Consider the following 19,631-nt stretch of genomic DNA (forward strand, 5'->3'; position numbering starts at 1 on the left):
CGAATGAGAGTGCTAAGACGGCGCAGTTGTCCGCCAGCCTCTGAAATCATGCGCTGCATCTTCCGGGGGAAGAGCGGCAGCAGGAGGTAATTGAATATGAAAACCAACAAGCGTGATACCCGTTGGATGGTAGGGGTGGCCATGATGGCCGCGATTGTGGTCCTGTTGGCCAACACCCCGCTGGGATTGATCAGTGTTCCTCCCATCAAGGCGACCACCATCCATATCCCGGTTATTCTGGGCGGTGTTTTGTTCGGCCCGCTGGCAGGGGGAATCTTAGGCGGAGTATTTGGCGTGTGTTCCATGGTGAGCAACACCATTGCCCCGGTTCCGGCGTCGATTTGTTTTTCCCCCTTCCTAAATGATACCCCGGTGGGGGCGCTGAAGGCCGTATGGGTGGCAGTGGGCTGCCGTATTTTGATCGGTGTGGTGGCCGGCTGGCTGTGGCTGGCGCTGAAGAAGCTCAAGGCCAACGAGTATGTCGCTTTGCCCGTGGTCGGGTTCCTGGGTTCCATGACCAACACCGTGACCGTCATGGGCAGTATTTATGTTCTGTTTCGGGCGGAATATGCAGCGGCCAACAATAAGGCCGTATCGGTGGTGTTTGATTTTATTATGGCAACCGTGACCGGTGCGGGTGTAATGGAGGCCGTTGTGGCGCTGGTGCTGGTCACGGCCATCGGAAAGGCATTGCTCAAGGTGATGCGGCCTGTGCAGCGAACCGGAGCAGTCTGATACACTTGGGTTTGAGGTGAAGGAACGATGCTTCTTGCCATCGATATCGGCAATACCAATATTGTCATCGGCGGGATCCGGGACAATAAAATTGCATTTGAGGCCCGCATCGCCACGGACCATATTAAAACCTCCGACCAGTATGGGGCGGAGATCAAGAACATGCTGGGGCTGTTTGACGTAAAGCCAGGAGACATTCAGGACTGCATCATTTCCTCGGTGGTGCCTCCGGTGTTTAACTCGGTGCGTACCGGAGTGATGAAGGTCATCGGTAAGCCGCCCATGGTGGTGGGCCCCGGCATCAAAACGGGGCTCAACATTCAAATGGATACCCCCTCTCAGGTGGGCAGTGACCGCATTGTCATTGCGGTGGCGGCTCTGGCGGAATATGAGCCTCCGCTGACTCTGCTGGATTTGGGCACCGCTACCACCATTGAGGTGGTTGGCAAGGGCAACACCTACCTGGGAGGCTGCATCATCCCGGGTGTGCGGATCTCGTTGGAGGCCCTGACCTCCCGGACCGCTCAGCTGCCCGGTATCCGCCTGGACAAGCCTCGCAAGGTCATCGGAAAGAATACGGTGGACTGCATGCGCAGCGGAATCATGTACGGTACCGCCGCCATGGTGGACGGGATGCTGGACCGGGTGGAAGAAGAACTGGGCTGTCCCACAACGGTGGTGGCCACAGGAGGAATGGCTCAGTTTGTGGTTCCGCTGTGCCACCGGAAAATCCGCCTGGAAAAAGACCTGCTCCTCAAGGGACTAAACATTCTGTACCAGAAAAATCAGACCAACAAGCACTGAAAAACAGCTGGGCCGGCACCTGTCAGGTGCCGGCCCGTTTCTGTAGGCGGGAGACTTGACAGCGGCGGCACAGCTTGGATATAATCATTCCTTGAATAATGCCTACGTAGAGGCGAATGATAGACAGGGGGAGCAAATATGACGTCCTTTCGCAGCCACACCGATTATGATTTGGAGAACATGGAGGAGCTGCAGCGGGTGATGGGCAAAACTCTGACCCGGAAGCAGAGCCTGCGCAAGCGGACCGTCTTTTTATCCTGGGGGGCGGTGTGTCTGGCCATTGGGATGTACCTGGCTGTGCAGAAGAACAGCGTGATCTTGGCCCTTGCCTGCTGCGCGGTGGGCTGCCTGCTGTTTGGCTCCGGCCTCTTTTTCTACCAGGTGACCGGCTGGACCGCTTTCCGGGCTATGGGGGGCAATCTGGGCGGCAGTGACTTTACCCTGGACAAGAATGGAATTTTAGCGGTGCGTCAAAAGGCTGGGACCCGGTTTTTGTATACCGACTGCGCCTATCTGATGGAGACGGAGAACAACTTCTACTTTGTGGCCTCAGACGGACAGGGCCTGATGATAGACAAGCACCATCTCCGGGGCGGTACAGCCGATGAGCTGCGGGCCTGGCTGGAGGAGAAAAGCGGCAAAACCACTTTATGGGTGGGTAAGGGAAAGGCCCCGAACCAGGGGTGAGGCCCACAGGCAGAACAGAAGGGGGAATCCCTTGACACTGCCGGAAAAGTTGGATATAATACCACTGGTATCGGCTGTGAAGGGAACCAGTATCCATGCAGATCAGGGCACAGAGAGGCGCCGGATGGTGTAAGGCGCTGCCTGGCGGTGGAGAAGTGATCCCGGAGCCCCGGCGCTGAAGAAATCTAAGCCCGGCGGGACCTCCCGTTACAGAGGGACGAGCGCCCTTTTCAAGAGGGAATTCAGGTGGTACCGCGGAGGTTATTTGCTTCGCCCTGAGCCAAATTGGCTCAGGGCGTTTTTGTTTTACCCCTCACCGCGGGAACCCTAATGGAACGAAAACATATCAGAACTGGAAGATAAAAGGAGAATCTCAGATGAGCATCGAACTGCCAAAGGTCTATGAGCCCCAGGAGGCCGAACACCGCATCTATGAGAAGTGGGAGAAGTCGGGGTGCTTCAAGGGCCACAGGGACCCCAAGAAGAAGCCCTTCACCATCGTCATGCCCCCTCCCAATGTAACGGGCCAGCTGCACATGGGCCACGCCATGGACTGCGCCCTCCAGGACATCCTCATCCGCTTTAAGCGTATGCAGGGCTACGCCGCTTTGTGGGTGCCCGGGATTGACCACGCCGGCATTGCCACCCAGATCAAAGTGGAGGAGGAACTGCGCACCAAGGAGGGGCTGACCCGCTACGACCTGGGCCGGGAGAAGTTCCTGGAGCGGGTGTGGGACTGGAAGCGCACCTACGGTGATCGCATTGTCAAGCAGCAGAAGAAGATGGGTATCTCCTGCGACTGGGACCGGGCCCGGTTTACCATGGACGAGGGCTGTTCCAAGGCGGTGCGGGAGACCTTCTGCAACCTGTATGAGAAGGGTCTCATCTATAAGGGCAGCCGGATCATTAACTGGTGCCCCCACTGCGTCACCGCCTTGAGCGACGCGGAGGTGGAGTATCAGGACAAGCCCGGCTACTTCTGGCACATCCGCTACCCCATTCAGGGAGAGGAGGGGCGGTATGTGGTGGTGGCCACTACCCGTCCGGAGACCATGCTGGGCGATACCGGTGTAGCTGTCCACCCCGACGACGAGCGGTATAAGGACATTGTGGGCAAGAAGTGTATCCTGCCCCTGGTGGGCCGGGAAATGCCCATCGTGGCCGACGAGTACGTGGACATGGAGTTCGGCACCGGCTGCGTGAAGATGACTCCCGCCCATGACCCCAACGACTTTGAGGTGGGCCTGCGCCAGAATCTGGAGACCATCCGGGTGCTGGACGACAACGGCCGCGTGGTGGAGGGCTACGGCAAGTACTCCGGCATGGACCGCTACGAGGCCCGGAAGGCCATTGTGGCCGATCTGGAGGAGCAGGGCTACCTGGTGAAGGTGGAGCCCCACCAGCACAATGTGGGTACCTGCTACCGCTGCCACAGCGACGTGGAGCCCATCATCTCCGCCCAGTGGTTCGTAAAGATGGAGCCCCTGGCCAAGGAGGCCCTGCGGGTGGTATATGACGGGGAGACCAAGTTTGTCCCCGAGCGCTTTGCCAAGACCTACACCAACTGGATGGAGAACGTCCATGACTGGTGTATCTCCCGCCAGCTGTGGTGGGGCCACCAGATCCCCGTGTGGTACTGCGACGACTGCGGCCACATGACCGTCAGCCGTGAGGATGCCACCGAGTGTGAGAAGTGCCACTCCAAGCGCATCCACCGGGACCCCGACGTGCTGGACACCTGGTTCTCCTCCGCCCTGTGGCCCTTCTCCACCCTAGGCTGGCCGGACAAGACGGAAGACCTGGACTACTTCTATCCCACCGACGTGCTGGTCACCGGCTACGACATCATTTTCTTCTGGGTGGCCCGCATGATCTTCTCCGCCTGTGAGCAGACCAAGCAGCCCCCCTTCCACACCGTGTTCATCCACGGCCTGGTCCGGGACGACAAGGGCCGTAAGATGTCCAAATCCCTGGGCAACGGCATTGACCCCCTGGAGATTGCCGACAAGTACGGGGCCGACGCCCTGCGCTTCAACCTGGTCACCGGCAACTCCCCCGGCAACGACATGCGCTTCTATACCGAGCGGTGCGAGGCCATGCGTAACTTCGCCAACAAGATCTGGAACGCCAGCCGCTTCCTGATGATGAACCTGACCATCGACAAGTGCCAGCTGCCCGAGAAGCTGGAGCTGGAGGACAAGTGGATTCTCTCCAAGCTCAATCGGGTTATCCCCGAGGTCACCGAAAACATGGACAAGTACGAGCTGGGTGTGGCCGCCCAGAAGATCTACGACTTCATCTGGGACGACTACTGCGACTGGTATATCGAACTGACCAAGACCCGCCTGCAGGGAGAGGATGAGGACAGCAAGGTTCGGGCCCAGCAGGTGCTGTGCTACGTGCTCACCCAGATGCTCAAGCTGCTCCACCCCTTCATGCCTTTCATCACGGAGGAGATCTGGCAGGCTCTGCCCCACGAGGGGGACTTCCTCATGCTGTCCGACTGGCCCCAGGCCAAGGCGGAGCTGTCCTTCCCCGAAGAGGAGCAGGCTATGGAGCTCATTATGGACGCCATCCGCGCGGTGCGTACCCGCCGCAGTGAGATGAACGTGCCCCCCAGCAAGAAGGCCCACCTCACCGTAGCCACGGGGGAGGAGAAGGTCTTTGCTCTGGGCGTGCCCTTCCTGAAGAAGCTGGCCTACGCCAGTGATGTGGCCATCGTGCCCGCCGACCAGGCGCCCACTGCTGCCGGAATGGTAGCGGTGGTCACCCACGCCGCCCAGATGTTCATCCCTCTGGGCGAGCTGGTGGACCTGGAGAAGGAGAAGGCACGTCTGGAGAAGGAGCTGAAGAAGAACTCTGCCGAGTTGGAAAAGCTGAATACCAAGCTCCAGAATCCTGGCTTTGTGAACAAGGCCCCCGCCCATGTGGTGGAGGCGGAGCGGGAGCGCTCCCAGAAGCTGGCTGAGCTGGTGGCTAAGCTGGAAGAGCAGCTCAAAGGGATGTAATCCAATCTCATAGAAGCAGGGAACGGGCGGCACTCGCTGTGCCGCCCGTTCTGTTTTTTTCGAAGATTCTTCCGCTCCCCTTGACAGAAGGGAGAATGTAGCATTTAATGAAAGAAGAGAAATTGCCGTGAGGAGGAGAGATTATGGCAACTGTGACCCTGGGGAAGACTGGCTTGCAGGTGGAGAAAAACGGCTTTGGCTGTCTGCCTATCCAGCGCGTGACGAAGGAGGAGGCGGCCTATCTGCTGCGGAAGGCGGTGGACGGGGGAATGAATTATTTCGATACCGCCCGCAGCTATACCGACAGTGAAGAGAAGGTGGGTTACGCATTTGATGGAATCCGGGACAAAGTGATTCTGGCCACCAAGAGCCATGCTCAGACTGGGGTGGAGATGCGGAAGCACCTGGAGACCAGCCTGCGCAATTTGCGCACGGATTACATCGACGTCTACCAGTTCCATAACCCGGCTTTCTGCCCCAAGCCCGGGGGAGAGGACGGGCTGTATGATGCCGCCTTGGAGGCCCAGGCCCAGGGGAAAATCCGGTTTATTTCCATCACCAACCACCGGTTGAAGGTGGCCCACGAGGCCATTGACTCCGGTCTGTATGCCACCCTTCAGTTTCCCTACAGCTACCTGGCCGGTCCTCAGGAGCAGGAGCTGGTGGACAAGTGCCGCCAGGCGGGTATGGGCTTTATCGCTATGAAGGGGATGGCCGGCGGCCTGATTCGGGACGGACTGGCAGCGGCAGCCTTCATGGCTCAGCAGCCGGATGTGGTGCCCATTTGGGGCGTACAGCACGAGTGGGAGCTGGATCAGTTTTTGTCCTGTGTCCGTCAGGAGCCGGAAATGACCCCGGACTACCAGGCGGTCATTGACCATGACCGGAAGGAGCTTTCTGGAGACTTCTGCCGTGGCTGCGGCTATTGTATGCCCTGTCCGGTTGGTATCGAGATCAACAACTGTGCCCGTATGTCCCTGATGCTGCGCCGGGCGCCCACCAAGGAGTGGCTGTCCCCCAAGTGGCAGGAGCAGATGGAGAAGATCAAAAACTGTCTGCACTGCGGCCAGTGCAAGTCCAAGTGCCCCTATGGCCTGGACACCCCTCACCTGTTGGAGGAGAACTACAAGGACTACCAGACCTTTTTGAAGTAAGCAGGAAAGCGTTGACAAGTTCCCAAGTTTTGCATACAATTTACCTGTACAATTCAATGATACCTTTGAGTGTCCTTCCAGGCGGGTGAGTTTGGGAGGAAGAATAGGAAACCGGGTGAAAATCCCGGACGGTACCGCCGCTGTAACGCGTGTTGTGCATTGCTCCTGGTGAAAGCCAGCCATTGGGGAAACCTGAGAAGGCGGAGCAAAGCCGGGCTGGACACAGCCCCCACGTGGAGTCAGAAGACCTGCTCAAGGGGAGTGTACCCGAGCCCCCGGGATAGGGGCGAAACGGTACAGCCAAGCTGAAACGCGGAAAAAGGCCGCGGCGGTCCGTTGTGGGCTGCCGCGGATTTTTATGGGTTCAGGCGGTTGACCGAGCTTGCGTGGGCGGAGAAGACCGCCGGAAAGGAAGATGTGCATGAGGAGTACCAGACAGCGCGTGTTCAGCCTGCTGCTGGCGCTGGTCCTGATGGTGGGGCTGCTGCCGGTTGGGGCCTGGGCGGCAGGGACGGAGGGGGATACCGTGACCGTGGAGGTCCGGTTTGACTTCCGGTCCGTGGGAGAGCCGGCCGCTTTGGAGGGAACGGTTGCATACCCCAGCGACCAAAGGGTGACGGTTCCCAGCGGGAGCAGCCTGTATGAGGTCATTGAGGCGGCCAAGAATCAGGGCGGATTTACCGTTACCTACGGCCAGGGCTTTGACGGCTCAGAAAATGGCTATGTCATTGGGTTTGGAGACATTGGAGCGATTGAGCCTCTGTGTGAGAGCCTTGGAGCCGACTATACCGATCTGTTCCAGTATGCCGGCTGGACCTATGCCGGCGACCCTGTGGGTGGCATGGGAATCCAGAGCGACAAGGTCACTCAGGATGGAACGGTGACCTTCACTTACCGGGTGTATACCGCTTATGATTCAGATTGGACCGAGCACAACTACGACGGTCCCTTTGTGGAGACCTACTACGGCCTGAAGGAGGACCTGACTGCGGCGGAGCAGCTCCGGGAGGAGAGCTTCTCCGGGGATTGGACGGCTTTACAGTCGGCCATTGCCCAGGGGACCCAGGCGCTGGCAGAGGTGGAGGAAGAGGATGAGAGGGGCGGCCTGGAATATGGTTTAGTTCTTCCCTATCTATGCCAAAAAGGCGTCACTCTTTGGGGCGGTGACAGCTCTCCTACCGGAAAGCTGGAGAAGGCCCGGCTGGTTTTGGACCAGGCCATGCGGGGTGAGGTAGCGCCCGCCTCCATTAAGCTGGCAGAAAACAACGCGGAGCTGACAGTGGGCACGCGCTATACCCTGCGTGCTGCTGTGCTGCCGGAGGGGGCTTCTCAGGAGGTGACCTATGAGGTCCTGCTGGGTGAGGACTGCTTTACCATAGACGGGGCGGGCGTCATTCTTCCCACTAAAGAGAGTTCGCTGTGCATGATCCAGGTCAAGTCCCGGAAGGACCCTTCGGTCATGGCCAACTTCATGTTTAAAATCGTGCCTGCCGCTCCGGTCCAGGCGGACCCGGAGGCGCTGCTGAGCAATATTTCTTCCGGCTATACCGCCAACAGCAGTGAGTGGAACGTGATGGACATGGCGGCCTATGCCCTGCTTCGGCCCCAGGGGGCCAAGCTGGACGGCCAAGCCCGGCAGGCCTACCTTGACCAGACCATTTTGGCTCTGGCCAACCAGGCCTCCATGGGGACCTGTGCCAAGGGGGTGCTGATCCTCTCCTCCCTGGGGGTGGACCCCACCGCCCTGACTCTGGTGGACGGAACGGTCGTTAACGCCGTGGAGAAACTGAAGGCCTGCTCCTGGGACCCCAAGGACCCCTACTTTGTGTATACCGCTCCCTATGTGCTGCTGGCCTACCAGCAAGGAAACTGGGATACCCAGGAGCAGGAACAGGCGCTGGTGGATTATCTGCTGAGCCTGCAGAAGGAGGACGGCAGCTGGGATACCTCCTGGGGCTATGACACCATGGGCATGATGTTCCAGGGGCTGGCGGCCTATTACGGAAAACAGGAGGCTGTCACATCGGCCCTGGACCGCGGCGTAGATTATCTGCGCACTGCCATTGGGGGGGATGGCCTGTATCCCAACAGCTTTGATGTGGCTCTGTCTTCCGCTGAGGTGGCCATAGGCCTGAGCGCCATCAGCGTGGACCCCGCCCAGGTGAAAAACGGGACCACAGGGGTGAGCCTGAAGGAGGGAATCCTCTCCAAAGCCAATGAGAATAATACCGCCTTTACTTACAACGGCAGTGATAACCCCGGCACCACCGAGCGGTGCTTCCGGGCCCTGATTGCCATGGCCGGGGTAGAGGAGAAGCAAAGTGCCTATTCCGTGTATGACTTCACCAGCATCCCCAAGGAAGGGGCTCAGATGTCCTGGACGGCCTGCCCAGTGGAATTTACTCTGGTTCCCGGTCAGGCGACGGTGACGGTAACGGGAAGCAGCGGAGAGATTGCAGCCAAGTCTGGAACGCTCTATGACCTGGAGGCGGGGGATTACACCTATACGGCCTCCTGTGAGGGCTATACCACCAAATCTGCCAGCTTTACTGTAACCGAGGAGGAAGCGACTTCCCACCAGCGAAAAACCATTTCCGTGTCCCTAACATCCCAAGGTGGTCAGGGTGGCGGCAGCGGCACCAAGGAGATTGATGTCACCGTCAAGGTCATGGTGCCCCCGGAGGATACCAGCCGGATCTATACCTATAAAAATGACCGTTCTGAGTACACCAATCTACTGGATGACGTGTCCATGCCGTTGACGGTGGAGTCAGGCAGTACTGTGCGGGACGTTCTGATTGAGGCGTTGGATCAGCAGGGGCTGGACTACGAGGAGAAGTCAGACGGCTACTTTGTCTCCATTGACGGCTGGGAGGAGATGGGGCGCGGCTCCAGTTCCGGGTGGCTGTATATGGTGGGCAGCACAGTGCCTGAGCAGTCGGCGGATAACTACCAACTGACCTCAGACAAGCAGGTGACCTGGTTCTATACCGATGACTACAGCAGGGACTACGGTTCGGAAAGCTGGAGCGATGATTCCTCGTCGTCCAACTCCAAGGAAGAACAGGCCCAGGTGGAGAAGGGCTCCAATGGGACCTATGTGGTGACTCTGCCGGAGGACAGCAGCGGTCCAGTCCGGGTCTCCATCCCCAATGTGGAGTCGAATCAGCTGATTGTGGTGGTGAACGCTGACGGCACAGAGACGGTGGTAAAGAAGTCCATTGTGAAAGATGGAGAGGCCGTCCTTCTGCTGGAGAAAAATGCTACTGTTCGGGTGGTAGACTACTCCTCCAGCTTTACCGATGTGGCAGAGGACGCCTGGTATAGTGGGGCGGTGGACTTTGTTACCAGCCGCAGTCTGTTCTCCGGAGTGGGAGAGGATACCTTTGCACCCCAGGAGGGACTGAACCGGGGCATGCTGGTGACGGTGCTGTACGCTCTGGAGGAGCCTGGTAAATCGTCGATGGAGCAGAGCTTTACCGATGTGGCGCAGAACGCCTGGTATGCCCCGGGGGCTGCCTGGGCGGTGGAACATGGCATTGTTTCTGGGTATGGCGACGGCCTGTTTGGCCCGGAGGATTCAGTGACTCGGGAGCAGTTGGCCGTGATGCTCTACCAGTATGCGCAGTACCTGAAATTGGACACCAAGAATACGGCCAGCCTGGCCCAATTCCAGGACAGTCCGGCAGTGTCCAGTTGGGCCCGGGAGGCGATGGCCTGGGCAGTGGAAGCCGGACTTCTCAGCGGACGCTCGGACGGTACGCTGGATCCTGCCGGAAGCGCCACGCGGGCGGAAGCTGCGGTGATGATTCAGCAGTTTGTTGGCGTTCTGATGAAATAAGTTACAAAAAGTTCCCCGTTGGCTATGACAGCGGGGGGCTTTTTTATAAAAGTTAAGCCGTAAAAATGCACTAACAATGGACTGAAAATGAGAGCACAAGGATATGCTTAGTCTATTACACGGAAGATAGGAGAAGCATAAATGAAAGAGCGCACACACCTCAGTATTCGAATGGATAAAGATTTGCATGATAAATTTCAGTCCATATCAGCGTATGAAGGACGTTCCATGAGCGGTCAGATTTTGTATTTAATTCAAAAATGTGTGCGTGAGTTTGAGCGGGAACACGGTCCCATTGAAGGGGATTGTCAGAAATGAATCTGTGGAGTGGTTTTCTGGATTTGCTGTTTCCACCCAAATGTCCCTTTTGCCGGGCACTGTTAGATCGGGGAGACCAGATGCTGTGTCCCCGGTGCCAAATGACTTTGCCTTGGCTGGTTGGCCCCAGCGGAAAGCGGACATTACGAGAGCATGGGAGCTGTTATTCTGCCTTATCCTATGAGGGGTTAGTTGTGGAGGCCATCCACCGGTATAAATTTTCCGGGCTGCGCTGTTATCATCGGGCATTTGGACCCCTAATGGCCCAGTGCGCGGCAGACCAGAGAATCACAGCGGTGGACGGCATAACCTGGGCGCCCTTAAGTCGGGCGCGGCTGCGGCAGCGGGGATATGACCAGGCTCGTCTGTTGGCCCAGGATGTGGGGCGGGAGCTGTCACTCCCGGTCCTGTCCACATTGAAAAAGGTGCGAAATGTTCCTCCGCAGTCCCAGCGGGAAAATGAAGGGGAACGGCGCAGAAATGTGGCCGGAGCCTATGCGCCCGATCGGAAAACAGATGTGAAGGGGATGCGGCTGCTTTTGGTGGATGATGTGGTCACATCTGGGGCCACGTTGGAGGAGTGTATCCGGCAGTTGAAACTGTCGGGCGCAGAATCGGTGCAATGTTTGACATTGGCCAGGGCTGGCAGCGGGGAGAAGGAAAGGAAAAATTAAGGAAAAAACGGTTGAAAACCATTGCTGGACCGTCTATAATGAAGGATGATGACAAATTGACCGCCCAAGCGGTTATACTAATAAAATCATTTTGTGGATAAGGTGGAGCATAGTATGAGTCTGTTCAGCAAGGATATCGGTATCGACCTGGGTACCGCTTCTGTTTTGGTTTATATTAAGGGCAAAGGTGTGGTGCTGCGGGAGCCCTCCGTGGTAGCCATGGATAAGAACACCGGCAAGCTGCTGAAGGTGGGCACGGAGGCTGAGGCTATGCTGGGCCGTACGCCCGGCAATATTGTGGCCATGCGTCCGCTGCGGGACGGCGTCATTTCTGACTATGATATGACCGAGCGTATGCTAAAGGAGTTTATCAAGAAGGTGACTACCTTCTCCCTGTTTAAGCCCCGTCTGCTCATCTGTGTGCCCTCTGGAATCACGGAGGTAGAGGAGCGTGCCGTGGTGGATGCCGGTATTCAAGCCGGAGCGCGCCGGGCCTATCTCATTGAGGAGCCGGTGGCCGCAGCCATTGGAGCTGGAATTGACATCACCAAGCCGGACGGCCACATGGTGGTGGATATCGGCGGCGGTACGGCGGATATCGCGGTTATCTCCCTGGGAGGTGTGGTGGAGTCTGCCTCCATCAAGACCGCTGGTGACAAGTTTGATGAGGCTGTGGTGAAGTATATCCGCCGCAAGCATAACGTCCTCATTGGTGACCGTACCGCTGAGGAGCTAAAGAAGACCATTGGCTGTGTGTTTCCCCGTCCGGAGGAGGTCACCATGGAGATCAAGGGCCGCTGCCTGATGACCGGTCTGCCCCGCGTATTCTCCGTGTCCTCCAGTGAAATGATCGAAGCCTTTGAGGAGGTGTCCAGCCGTATTCTAGAAGCCATCCATGCGGTGTTGGAGCGCACGCCCCCGGAACTGGTGGCGGATATCTCCACCAACGGCATCGTGATGACGGGCGGCGGCTCCCTGGTCTGGGGCTTTGATAAGCTGATCGAGTCCCACACCGGAATTGAGACCCACGTGGCGGACGATGCCATTTCCTGTGTGGCCTTTGGTACGGGCAAGAGTTTGGACAGCTTGGACCAGATGCAGGACGGCACCATGAATCTGTCCCGCCGCAAACAGATGAATTATTGAGCCCCGGAACAGGCGGAGCAGGATCGAAACAAGCAGCCGGCCGGCGCGTTGCGCGCTGGCCGGTTTTTTGCTCCAAAGGGAGCAGAGGAAATGGAAAAGGAGGCAAACACATGGCACTGCATCAATCGGGCGAGGACTATCTGGAGGCCATTCTAGTTCTCCGGGAACAAAAGGGGAGTGTGAGGTCCATTGATGTGGCTCAGCATTTAAATTATTCCAAGCCCTCGGTCAGCCGGGCAATGTCCATTTTGCGCACCAGCGGGCATATTACCATGGAAAAGGATGGCCGGCTGGAGCTGACGGAGCTGGGAGAGCAGGTGGCCCAAGAAATTTATGAGCGCCATAATCTCCTGACCCAGTGGCTCGTTCATTTGGGAGTTTCCCCTCAGGTGGCGGCAGAGGATGCCTGTAAGATTGAGCATGATATCAGCCCAGAGACCTTCCAGTGCCTGAAGCGGCACGTCCGAAAGGAGAATGGGGAAGGATAAGAGCTGGCACGCTCAAATAAGGAAGAGAGGGAATCTTTTGGATATCAATGAACTATTGAAAAGTATACCTGTGTTAAACCTGAGTCTGGGAGCACTGATTCGGGCTGCCGTTATTGTAGCGGTAGGTGGAATCATCATCCGGATTTTGATGAAGTTTATTGACCGAATGCTGGAGCGCTCCAAAGCGCTGGTCTCCCTGCGGGGGTATATCCGTTCCGTGATAAGGATCGGGCTGTGGTTTTTGGTGATTCTCATAGCCGCTGAAGAGATTGGCATCCCTACCACGTCCCTTATTGCCCTGCTGAGTGTGGCAGGACTGGCTGTTTCTCTGGCTTTGCAGAATACTTTGTCCAACCTGGCTGGGGGAATCACTCTGTTGGTCACCAAACCATTTCAGGTTGGTGACTATGTGGAGGCTGACGGGGTAGGGGGTACTATATCAGCCATTGACCTGGCATATACCACCTTTGTCACAGTGGATAATAAGGAGATCTTCATCCCCAATAGCCAGCTGTCCGCCACCAAGATTGTCAACTTTACCGCGACGGGAAAGCGCCGGGCGGAACTGACCTTTACTGCGTCCTATGATGCCCCCACCCAGACGGTCAAGCAGGCGCTCCGGGAGGCCATCGATGCGATCCCCCAGATTTTGACGGATCCGGAGCCGGTGATCTGGCTTTCCGAGTATCAATCTAGCAGTATTCAGTATCTTGTGCGCGTCTGGGCCCCGACAGATGACTACTGGAATGTATATTACACCCTGATGGAAGAAGTACGGGAATCCTTTGGACGCCACGGAGTGGAGATGACCTACGATCACCTCAATGTGCATCTGGTGGAGGATTGCCGGACATCAGGCCAGTGAGACCCAATGCCCCGTGGGCATTCAGGGCATGGCAAGGCCGTGGAGGAAACCATCTAACTGGGGCGAAAGCACTTCCCCCCCGATCACGGTGTTCTTATAAAGAAGTAAATTGGCCTGTACGCCAGCTTCTCCGGTGGGATAATTGGTAACCTCATAGGTATAGCGTTTGACCCGTTTCCCGGCATATTTGGTCAGATCGAAACCCTGTTCCCCTTGAAGGGCTAGGTATTCGTCGTAGCTTTCGTCCATCTCCTTAGGGATTAGAAGTTCCTGGGTGGCGATAGGCTCTTCCACAACCTCCCAGCCATAAGAAGATAGATAATCAATACGGTCCTGGTTGGACTTCACTCCTTTTGGGTTAGGGGTGGTGGAACCTGCCACCTCCTGGGTGGCGGAACTGCCCAGATTGAGCGCCAGAGCGCAGCAGCAGGCCAGAGCGGCCAGTGCCACGCCGAAGGCCAGTTTACGCTTGGGGACCTTAGCGGTTACGATCAACACAGCACATATCTCCTTCCGTAAGGTTATTCTCCCTCTACCCTATGTGAGGAGGGCAAGTATTATGACACGGATCGGGGATAAGCCTGTAAAGAGGATAGCAGAGAAGGGAAGGAACGGCCGTGGGAGCGGAACGAATTGATAAGCTGTTGGCATCGACGGGCCGGTGGTCCCGAAAGGAGATCAAGGGGCTCATAGGTCAGGGCCGAATCAAGGCAGGGGGACACACGGTGCTCCGGCCGGAGGAGAAGTATGACCCCATGGAGAACCGTTTTACGGTGGATGGGGAAGAGATCAATTGTGCCCCTAACGTGTATGTTATGCTGCATAAACCGGCTGGGCTGTTGTCCGCCACCGAAGATAAGCGGCAGAAGACGGTGCTGGATCTGTTGCCGGAGCATTTAAGGCGCCGTGGCTTGTTCCCGGTGGGGCGTTTGGACAAGGATACCACTGGTCTGATTCTGCTTACCGATGATGGTCCTCTGGGCCATGAGCTTCTGTCCCCGAAAAAGCATGTGGATAAAACCTATTTGGCCCAAGTAGACGGCCGGATTGAGCCAGCTGACCAGGCGGCTCTGGAGGCTGGAATGGTGCTGGAGGACGGCCTGCATTGTCTACCGGCCGGACTGGAGCCAGTGGGCGATGGCAGCTGGTGCCTGGTGACCTTGCAGGAGGGAAAGTATCACCAGGTCAAACGGATGCTGGCGGCCCGGGGTAAGCCGGTACTTTCTTTAAAGCGGCTTACTATGGGGCCCTTGACCCTGGATGAGGGACTAGAACCTGGCCAATGGCGGCTGCTCACTGCCCAGGAGACAGCACAACTCAAAAGGGCTGTGGAGCGGCCTTGAGCTTTTTTGGGCGTTTTCCACAAAAAAATAGCGAAAACCTCTTGCCAAACAGGGGGGAAAACCGTTATAATAAGGATATCGTTTGGAACGTTTTAGGAGGGATGGATGTGTCGAGTAGGATGTTCCAGGGAGTCGTCCTCCAGATGAAGGACAGCGTCAACCGAATGGTAGGTGTGATCGACGCAGAAGGCGTGGTCGTAGCTTGCAGCGAGTTGACGTGCATTGGAGAACACTGGGCCGGCGCGGTAGCGGCGGTGAATGCTGCGGACAATGGTGTGGCCTATTTCGAAGGGAAGACTTTTAAGCCTTTGGCGGGCTGGGGTGCCCAATTTGATTATGCTGCCTTTGTCAAGGGGGAGGATGAATTGGCATCTTCCCTGTGTGCCATGGCAGTAGTGGCCTTTAACGGGGCGAAGACCTACTATGAGGAAAAGCACGATAAGGCCACCTTCGTAAAGAATATCATCTCGGACAACATCTTGCTGGGTGATATCTATACCCAGGCCAAAGAACTACACTTTGTATCGGAGGCCCCCCGGGCCGCGTTTTTGGTGCGGCAGCTGGGTCCGGCAGATGTGACCACCATCGACGTCATCCAAAATCTGTTTCCGGACAAGCAGACGGATTTTGTTATCTCCATCAATGAGACGGACGTGGCTCTCATTAAGCAGCTACCCGAGGGAGCAGACGCCAAAGAGCTGCAGAAGATCGCCAAGCAGATCTCTACTGCGGTTACTCAGGAGTTGGGGATCAAGGTCGTCATCGGTATCGGCACTGTGGTCAACCACATTCGGGACCTGGCCCGGGCCTATAAGGAGGCCGGAGTGGCCATTGATGTGGGCAAGGTGTTTGAGACAGAGAAGACGGTTATCAATTATGAGAACCTGGGAATCGGCCGCCTGATTTATCAGCTGCCCACCATTCTGTGTCAGATGTTCCTCCAGGAAGTCTTTAAGAAGAATCCCATTGACGCCCTGGATCAGGAGACACTCTTGACCATCAATAAGTTCTTTGAGAATAACCTGAATGTTTCTGAAACCGCCCGAAAGCTGTTTGTTCACCGCAATACATTGGTCTATCGTCTGGAGAAGATCAAGAAGTTGACTGGTCTGGACCTGCGGGAATTTGACGATGCCATTACATTCAAGGTCGCGCTTATGGTGAAAAAGTATCTGATTTCCCGGGGAATTGAATCCTAAGTTTATAGCAAGACACCCACCGTCTATGAGTGCAAAATAGACGGTGGGTTTTCTTTTTCTGACAAAATATTACCATAATTTTTGGTGAAAATGTATCCTTTTCAAGAAGCACCTTTAAATATTACAATTAAGTTACAAAAATGACAAAAATATTACAAAAAGGAAAGAAAAAAAGCAGTTTGAAGGAATGCCTGCCATAGCAGAGGTATCATGTTGTAAGGATTTTTTCATTTACATAACACAGGAACTGTGGTACACTTTTTCTAGTCGTTGTTTTGCGGCTCTCTGCTTGTGTGCGGCAGAGAATGGAACGAAATAAGGGAGCGAGGGATCCTATGATTCGGCTCATTGATGTATACAAGGAGTACGACAACGGAACAAAGGCCCTGAAAGGGGTCAATATGCGGATTGATGACGGAGAATTTGTCTTTCTGGTAGGGCCTTCCGGTTCCGGAAAGTCCACTGTGATCAAACTGATTACCGGTGAGATCGGGGCCACACAGGGCCGCCTGATGGTAAATGGATATAACTTAAATAACATAGCCCCCCGTCAAATTCCTTACATGCGCCGGACCCTGGGAATCATCTTCCAGGACTTTCGACTCATTGAAAAGAAAACGGTGTATGAGAATCTGTCCTTTGCGATGCGGGCCATTGGGGCATCTCCCCGGGAGGTCCGGCGGCGGATTCCCTACGTGCTGCAGCTGGTTGGGCTGGAGCAGAAGGCGGACCGGTATCCGGGCCAGCTCTCCGGCGGTGAGCAGCAGCGCGTGGCCATTGCCCGTGCCCTGGTAAATAACCCCAGCATGATCATTGCCGACGAGCCCACGGGAAACCTGGACCCCCAGCGCTCCCTGGAAATTATGATGCTGCTGGAACGGATCAACGAGTTGGGAACCACAGTTTTGGTGGTCACCCATGAGAAGGCCCTGGTCAACCGGTTTACCAAGCGGGTTGTGGCCATTGAGAATGGGCGCATTATTAGCGATGAGACAGGTGGGTACTACAATGCCGAGAAAATTTGACGCGGGATATTATGTCAGTGAGGGCTTCCACTCCATCTTTACCCACGGGTTTATGTCCTTTGCCGCCGTGTGTATGATTGTGGCTTGCCTTTTGATTATGGGCTCCTTTTCCCTTTTGGCGGTTAATCTGGACCATATGCTGGGAGATCTGGAGTCGGAAAATGAATTTTTGGCTTACATAGATGAGACCTATACAGAGGAGGAGGCCCGGTCTCTGCAAAGTGAGATCGAGGCGGTTCCCAATGTGTCTCAGGCCATCTTTGTTACGCGGGAAGAAGCGCTGACGGATTTCAAAGAGGGCAGGGACAGCAACCCCCTGCTGGACAGTCTGGACCCTGAAGTGCTGCGTGACCGGTTTCGCATCCATGTGGACGACATTGAGCAACTGGGACAGACGGTAGAGGCAGTAGAGCAGGTGAAGGGCGTAGCCAATACCAGCGTAGCGCTGGAGATTGCCCAGGGATTTGTGTTGGTGCGCAACATCGCCACCGGTGTGGCACTGGTGCTGATCGGAATTTTGGTGGTAGTGTCTCTGTTCATCATTGCAAATACCATCAAGCTGGCCACCTTCTACCGCCGGGAGGAAATTGCCATTATGAAGATGTGCGGGGCCACCAATGCCTTTGTTCAGTGGCCTTTTGTGGTGGAAGGTCTGCTGTTGGGGCTGACCGGAGCTCTGGTAGCGTTTTTTGTCCAGTGGGGCATCTACCAGATGGTAGCGCAGTTTATTGTCAAGGGCAATGGATTGTCCCTGGTGACCATGATCAGCTATCCTGGCATGGCAAAGATCATCCTGCCGGTGTTCTGCGGGACGGGTGCTTTGATCGGCGTGGGCGGATCCCTGTTGGCCATCCGGAAGTTCCTTCAGGTGTAAGGCGAAATAAGGAGGCAAGCAAATGAAACACCAAAAGAGACAGCGTATCTTTATGGCGATTATGGCTGGAGTGATGGCGGTGCTGATGCTTCTGCCCATTGTAGCAAATATCTTTGTACACTGAAACCCCGGCTGAGGAAGGCAAGGCGCAAAGTATGAACAGACAGAAAAAGAGAAGTATGGTCAGCCGGTTATTGGCGTTGATGTTGGTGGCGGCTCTGGTGGTTCCTCTGTCCGGTCAAGTGCTGGTGATGCCGGCCTCCGCCGTGACCCAGGCAGAAATTAACGATCTGAAGGACGATGCGGCAGCTCTGGACGCAGAGAAAAAGGCACTCCAGGAGCAGCTGAAGGCGGTTCAGGCAGATAAGAGCGCTGCGCAGCAAAAGAAGAGTCTGATTGAGCAGCAGATGAATGTGATTCAGGCGGAGATCGATAATATTACCGCTCAGATCAACAGCTATAACGATTTGATTGCCCAAAAGGAAGCAGAATTGGCCGAGGCAGAAGCGGAGGAAGAAAAGCAGTACGATCTGTTCTGTCAGCGGGTGCGACTGATGGAGGAAGAGGGGGAGGTCTCCTACTGGTCCATCCTGTTTTCCTCCAGTGATTTCAACGATTTGCTGGATAGCTTTATGATGGTGGAGGAGTTCATTGAGTACGACAACGCCCTTATGGAGCAGATCCTGGCCCTTCAGGCGCAGATTGAAGAGGATAAGAGCCAGTTGGAGCAGGCCAAGGCAGACCAGGAGGCAGCCAAGGCCAAGCAGGTGGCGGCCAAGGAAGAGCTGGCGGCCCAAGAGGCTGAGGTGGACAAGCTGATTGCCCAGATCAGCAGCCAGGAGGATGAGCTGGAGGCGGCGGAAGCCAAGCTGAAGGCAGCAGCCAATGCTATGGATGCGGAGATTAAGCGGCTGGAAAAGGAGTTGGCCGCCCAGATCTCCAATGTGGTCAGCGAGTCCGGGTTCCTGTGGCCCTTGGATGGCGGGTACAATACCATCAGTTCACTGTTTGGCTCCCGGCCCCATCCCCTTACCGGGAAGCCGAACAATCACACAGGCATTGACATTCCGGCTCCTAGAAACACTAAAATTTACGCGGCCAAGAGCGGAGTTGTGATTACCTCCACCTATAATAGCTCCTATGGCAACTATGTGGTGGTCTCTCACAGCGACGGCACCTCCACGCTCTATGCCCACATGAATAAGCGTAATGCCACTGTGGGACAGACGGTCAAGCAGGGTGCGGTGATCGGCTATGTGGGTACCACCGGTTCGTCTACGGGAAACCATCTGCACTTTGAAATCCGTCTGAACGGCAACCGGGTCGATCCCATTGACTACTTTAAGGACAAGACGCTGTATGTTACCTCCGGCGGAAAGAAAGTGCTGCTGGAGCACTAAAGTCTGGTACCGCAGCGGAAAACGATGCATGAAAAGCCCCCGGCACAATATGTGCCGGGGGCTTTTTTGA

Annotated in this window: 17 protein-coding genes, 1 pseudogene, 1 riboswitch and 1 other annotated feature; of the genes and pseudogenes, 17 read left to right on the forward strand and 1 reads right to left on the reverse strand. The window is 56.1% G+C overall.

Features of this window, described 5'->3' with window-relative positions; genetic code table 11:
- Window positions 1–96 precede the first annotated feature (96 nt).
- The 12 genes and pseudogenes from B5E43_RS01030 (at window position 97) to B5E43_RS01075 (ending at window position 13,720) form a co-directional block, all read left to right on the forward strand.
- Window positions 97–735 carry an ECF transporter S component gene (locus tag B5E43_RS01030; RefSeq protein ID WP_087392888.1) on the forward strand — a complete coding sequence of 213 codons (639 nt, stop codon included), beginning with the start codon at window positions 97–99 and terminating at the stop codon, window positions 733–735.
- 27 nt (window positions 736–762) lie between these two features.
- Window positions 763–1,539, forward strand: a complete 777-nt coding sequence (locus B5E43_RS01035; protein WP_087392889.1) for a type III pantothenate kinase — start codon at window positions 763–765, stop codon at window positions 1,537–1,539.
- 138 nt (window positions 1,540–1,677) lie between these two features.
- Window positions 1,678–2,226, forward strand: a complete 549-nt coding sequence (locus tag B5E43_RS01040) for a YcxB family protein (RefSeq protein WP_087392890.1) — start codon at window positions 1,678–1,680, stop codon at window positions 2,224–2,226.
- 67 nt (window positions 2,227–2,293) lie between these two features.
- Window positions 2,294–2,507: a binding site (T-box leader), on the forward strand.
- A 96-nt stretch (window positions 2,508–2,603) separates the two neighbouring features.
- Window positions 2,604–5,234, forward strand: a complete 2,631-nt coding sequence (locus tag B5E43_RS01045; RefSeq protein WP_087392891.1) for a valine--tRNA ligase — start codon at window positions 2,604–2,606, stop codon at window positions 5,232–5,234.
- Window positions 5,235–5,377: 143 nt separating this feature from the next.
- Complete coding sequence (locus B5E43_RS01050) at window positions 5,378–6,388, forward strand: aldo/keto reductase (RefSeq protein ID WP_087392892.1); 1,011 nt, start codon at window positions 5,378–5,380, stop codon at window positions 6,386–6,388.
- 50 nt (window positions 6,389–6,438) lie between these two features.
- Window positions 6,439–6,659, forward strand: a riboswitch (cobalamin riboswitch).
- A 150-nt stretch (window positions 6,660–6,809) separates the two neighbouring features.
- Window positions 6,810–10,229, forward strand: coding sequence for an S-layer homology domain-containing protein (locus tag B5E43_RS01055; RefSeq protein ID WP_143382910.1), 3,420 nt, complete (start codon window positions 6,810–6,812; stop codon window positions 10,227–10,229).
- Between the two features lie 141 nt (window positions 10,230–10,370).
- Complete coding sequence (locus B5E43_RS15215; RefSeq protein ID WP_164475070.1) at window positions 10,371–10,547, forward strand: hypothetical protein; 177 nt, start codon at window positions 10,371–10,373, stop codon at window positions 10,545–10,547.
- Window positions 10,544–10,663: pseudogene (locus B5E43_RS15385) on the forward strand (double zinc ribbon domain-containing protein); the annotation flags it as partial. The gene B5E43_RS15215 and the pseudogene B5E43_RS15385, both read left to right, overlap by 4 nt.
- A 78-nt stretch (window positions 10,664–10,741) precedes the next feature.
- Window positions 10,742–11,221: a phosphoribosyltransferase family protein gene (locus B5E43_RS01060; RefSeq protein ID WP_242964660.1), complete on the forward strand. Its 480-nt coding sequence runs from the start codon at window positions 10,742–10,744 to the stop codon at window positions 11,219–11,221.
- 114 nt (window positions 11,222–11,335) lie between these two features.
- Complete coding sequence (gene mreB / locus B5E43_RS01065; RefSeq protein WP_164475071.1) at window positions 11,336–12,367, forward strand: rod shape-determining protein MreB; 1,032 nt, start codon at window positions 11,336–11,338, stop codon at window positions 12,365–12,367.
- 110 nt (window positions 12,368–12,477) lie between these two features.
- Window positions 12,478–12,855, forward strand: a complete 378-nt coding sequence (locus B5E43_RS01070; protein WP_087392895.1) for a metal-dependent transcriptional regulator — start codon at window positions 12,478–12,480, stop codon at window positions 12,853–12,855.
- Between the two features lie 70 nt (window positions 12,856–12,925).
- Window positions 12,926–13,720 carry a mechanosensitive ion channel family protein gene (locus B5E43_RS01075; protein WP_242964656.1) on the forward strand — a complete coding sequence of 265 codons (795 nt, stop codon included), beginning with the start codon at window positions 12,926–12,928 and terminating at the stop codon, window positions 13,718–13,720.
- Window positions 13,721–13,741: 21 nt separating this feature from the next.
- Here B5E43_RS01075 and B5E43_RS01080 read toward each other — a convergent pair whose 3' ends face one another.
- On the reverse strand, window positions 13,742–14,218 hold the full coding sequence (locus tag B5E43_RS01080) for a DUF4830 domain-containing protein (protein WP_087392897.1): 477 nt from the start codon (window positions 14,216–14,218) through the stop codon (window positions 13,742–13,744).
- A gap of 119 nt (window positions 14,219–14,337) precedes the next feature.
- Between B5E43_RS01080 and B5E43_RS01085 the strand changes: the two genes are divergently transcribed.
- The 5 genes from B5E43_RS01085 to B5E43_RS01105 all read left to right on the forward strand — a co-directional run bounded on the left by B5E43_RS01085 (window position 14,338) and on the right by B5E43_RS01105 (window position 19,561).
- The gene (locus B5E43_RS01085; RefSeq protein WP_087392898.1) at window positions 14,338–15,063 is read left to right on the forward strand and encodes a pseudouridine synthase; all 726 of its coding nucleotides are present in this window, start codon (window positions 14,338–14,340) and stop codon (window positions 15,061–15,063) included.
- A gap of 107 nt (window positions 15,064–15,170) precedes the next feature.
- On the forward strand, window positions 15,171–16,262 hold the full coding sequence (locus B5E43_RS01090; protein ID WP_087392899.1) for a helix-turn-helix domain-containing protein: 1,092 nt from the start codon (window positions 15,171–15,173) through the stop codon (window positions 16,260–16,262).
- A gap of 335 nt (window positions 16,263–16,597) precedes the next feature.
- Window positions 16,598–17,287, forward strand: a complete 690-nt coding sequence (ftsE, locus tag B5E43_RS01095; RefSeq protein ID WP_087392900.1) for a cell division ATP-binding protein FtsE — start codon at window positions 16,598–16,600, stop codon at window positions 17,285–17,287.
- Window positions 17,271–18,161 (forward strand): permease-like cell division protein FtsX, encoded by an 891-nt coding sequence (gene ftsX / locus B5E43_RS01100; RefSeq protein WP_087392901.1) that lies wholly within the window; start codon window positions 17,271–17,273, stop codon window positions 18,159–18,161. The genes ftsE and ftsX overlap by 17 nt, the downstream gene beginning before the upstream one ends.
- A 155-nt stretch (window positions 18,162–18,316) precedes the next feature.
- Window positions 18,317–19,561: a peptidoglycan DD-metalloendopeptidase family protein gene (locus B5E43_RS01105; RefSeq protein ID WP_087392902.1), complete on the forward strand. Its 1,245-nt coding sequence runs from the start codon at window positions 18,317–18,319 to the stop codon at window positions 19,559–19,561.
- The last annotated feature ends 70 nt before the right edge of the window (window positions 19,562–19,631 follow it).

Origin of the sequence: Flavonifractor sp. An100, from assembly GCF_002161175.1 — a bacterium.
In the GTDB taxonomy this organism is placed as follows: Bacteria; Bacillota; Clostridia; order Oscillospirales; family Oscillospiraceae; genus Lawsonibacter.

Excerpts from the sequence above, each read along its gene's own strand:
- B5E43_RS01055 (WP_143382910.1), top strand. The coding sequence starts at position 6,810 with ATGAGGAGTACCAGACAGCGCGTGTTCAGCCTGCTGCTGGCGCTGGTC.
- B5E43_RS01040 (WP_087392890.1), top strand. The coding sequence starts at position 1,678 with ATGACGTCCTTTCGCAGCCACACCGATTATGATTTGGAGAACATGGAG.
- ftsE (WP_087392900.1), top strand. The coding sequence starts at position 16,598 with ATGATTCGGCTCATTGATGTATACAAGGAGTACGACAACGGAACAAAG.
- ftsX (WP_087392901.1), top strand. The coding sequence starts at position 17,271 with ATGCCGAGAAAATTTGACGCGGGATATTATGTCAGTGAGGGCTTCCAC.
- B5E43_RS01105 (WP_087392902.1), top strand. The coding sequence starts at position 18,317 with ATGAACAGACAGAAAAAGAGAAGTATGGTCAGCCGGTTATTGGCGTTG.
- B5E43_RS01035 (WP_087392889.1), top strand. The coding sequence starts at position 763 with ATGCTTCTTGCCATCGATATCGGCAATACCAATATTGTCATCGGCGGG.
- B5E43_RS15215 (WP_164475070.1), top strand. The coding sequence starts at position 10,371 with ATGAAAGAGCGCACACACCTCAGTATTCGAATGGATAAAGATTTGCAT.
- B5E43_RS01050 (WP_087392892.1), top strand. The coding sequence starts at position 5,378 with ATGGCAACTGTGACCCTGGGGAAGACTGGCTTGCAGGTGGAGAAAAAC.
- B5E43_RS01045 (WP_087392891.1), top strand. The coding sequence starts at position 2,604 with ATGAGCATCGAACTGCCAAAGGTCTATGAGCCCCAGGAGGCCGAACAC.
- mreB (WP_164475071.1), top strand. The coding sequence starts at position 11,336 with ATGAGTCTGTTCAGCAAGGATATCGGTATCGACCTGGGTACCGCTTCT.
- B5E43_RS01070 (WP_087392895.1), top strand. The coding sequence starts at position 12,478 with ATGGCACTGCATCAATCGGGCGAGGACTATCTGGAGGCCATTCTAGTT.
- B5E43_RS01030 (WP_087392888.1), top strand. The coding sequence starts at position 97 with ATGAAAACCAACAAGCGTGATACCCGTTGGATGGTAGGGGTGGCCATG.